The 2,166-nt window shown below is 62.3% G+C and carries 2 protein-coding genes; one reads left to right on the top strand and one right to left on the bottom strand.

Translation table 11 applies throughout. The annotated features are described in order from the left end of the window. Window positions 1-961 (bottom strand): ABC transporter substrate-binding protein (locus tag ENZ75_RS29730; RefSeq protein ID WP_164888111.1); only part of this gene is annotated, 961 nt, incomplete at its 3' end. Between the two features lie 361 nt (window positions 962-1,322). On the opposite strand from ENZ75_RS29730, the gene ENZ75_RS29725 reads away from it, so the two are divergent. Then, window positions 1,323-2,166, top strand: an 844-nt coding sequence (locus tag ENZ75_RS29725) for a substrate-binding domain-containing protein (protein WP_128278545.1), incomplete at its 3' end; no start/stop codon positions are given.

The raw sequence follows: 2,166 nt of genomic DNA, 5'->3' as shown, positions 1-2,166 counted from the left end.
CCGCGTCCTGGCCGACCTTGGTGCCTTCCGGGAAGAAGGTCGGAATGAACGATGCCTGGTGGTGCAGGTAGCATTTCGGCGGCACCGAAAAGAGGCCCTTCGGGCTGTCGCGGAAGTCGGTCGCCGCAACCGCCTTGGCGCCGCCGTCGACCATCTTGTCGTCGGTCGCGATCTTGCCGAAAATGTCGATGGCGTTGACCACCGCCGGATCGTTGAACGGGATCTCGTTCTTCACCCATTTGTCGTAGACCTCCGGAGGCTGGGTGCGCAGCATCAGGTCTTCGACCCAGTCGGTTGCCGGCCAGCCGGTGGCACCGCCGGAGCCGAGGCCGATGCACCACGGCTTGCCGCCATCGGCGATGATCTTCTTTTCGAGATCGGCGAGTTCTTCCTGGGTCTTCGGCACCTTGTAGCCGGCTTCCTCGAAATTGTCCGGCGAGTACCAGACCAGCGACTTCACGTCGGCCTTGTAAGGGAAGGCGAAGAAGCCCGGCTTGCCGTCCTTGTCCTTGAAGGTGCCGAGATCGACCCATGACTGGCCGGCGCCGTAATTGTCCTTGACCCATTTGGCGGTGTCGTCACCGAGCGGCGTCAAAAGGCCCTTCGACGCCAGGTCCTGGATGAGGCCCGGCTGCGGCAGCACGGCGATGTTCGGCGGGCTGCCGGCCTGCGTGTCGATGACGATCTGCTGCTCGTAATTCTCCGAGGAGGAGTATTTGATCTCGACGCCGGTGGCTTCCGAGAAATAGTCGAGGACGCCGCGCACCAGGCCTTCGTCCTCGCCGCGCCACGGTCCGAAGATCGACAGCGTTTCACCCTTGAGGTCGACTTTCTTGAGCTCTTCGTAGTTCGCCCAGTTGAAGCGCTTGTCTTCGCCGGGCTTGAACTTCAGTTCGGCCTGCGCGGGCGCGTTCAGGGCGAACGTGGCAAACGCAGCACCCAGCAAAAGCATTTTCTTCATCGGTATTCCTCCCAGTGGGTCTCACACACCGGACGGAACCTCCATTCCGCCCGCCGACGCCGCAGGACTGTGACTCAGTCGGAAAGGAACCGCAACCTTTCGAAGAGTCTTCCAAAGCGCTTTGGCTTTTTCGATCACGCCATTGAATCGCGGGGAAGTCAAGAGGCTGGCGAATCAATCGATTTAGGTTCGCGCATTTTCGCCCTAAAAGTGCGTCGCAGCATGCTATTATGGCAGTGCAGCAGCAATTTTTGTTTCAAACATGCCCAAACCGCGTCTATGGTTGGGCTTCGTATGGCTCGGCCCCGGTGGCACTTGGGTCGATTCAATTTAAAAGCGCTTTGAGGGAATGGAGACTTTCGTGAACCTCAAGCAGCTCGCCCACATGCTGGCACTTTCGCAAACCACGGTAAGCCGCGCGCTGAACGGCTATCCCGAGGTCAACGAGGAGACGCGCAGGCGTGTCATGGATGCCGCCAAGCGCCATGGCTATCGGCCCAACCCGAGCGCGCGCCGGCTGGCGACCGGCAAGACCGGCATGATCGGCTATGTCCTGCCGACCGGTGCGTCCGTCGACATCGATCCGCATTTCGTCGAGTTCCTGTCCGGCCTTGGCGACTATGCCCGCTCGCACGAGCTCGACCTTGTGCTGTCGCCGGCCGACGCCGACGACCAGGAGACGACCTACCGGCGCATCGTCGCCAACCGGCAGGTCGACGCTGTTTATATCTCCTCTCCAAGGCCCGCTGACCGGCGCGTGGCGCTGGTCAACACGCTCGGCATTCCCTTCATCGTCCATGGCCGCAGTGAGGGCTTCGATTTCGACTACGCCTTCACCGACATCGACAATGAGGGCGCCTTCCACGAAGCGGCCAGGCTGCTGATCCAGCTCGGTCATCGGCGGCTGGCGCTGATCAACGGTGACGGCCGCGAGACCTTCGCCATCCATCGCGAACGCGGCGTGCGCCGGGCACTCGCCGCGAGCGGACTGACATTGATCGAACGCCATGTCTGCTCGGTCGATATGACCGAGGAGAACGGCTACCGCGCCACCAGGCGTTTGCTGGAAGGGGACGACGCGCCGACGGCGATCGCCTGCTCCAGCCTGATCATGGCGCTGGGCGTCGTGCGTGCGGTGCGCGACCTCGGCTTGAGCATCCCGGGCGACGTCTCGCTGATCGCCCATGACGATGTCTTCCCCTGGC

The organism is Mesorhizobium sp. M7A.F.Ca.CA.002.04.1.1, assembly GCF_004022805.1.
Taxonomy (GTDB): domain Bacteria; phylum Pseudomonadota; class Alphaproteobacteria; order Rhizobiales; family Rhizobiaceae; genus Mesorhizobium; species Mesorhizobium ciceri.
The sequence above is the reverse complement of the archived record's forward strand: the minus strand, read 5'-3'. Positions and strand labels throughout refer to the sequence as shown.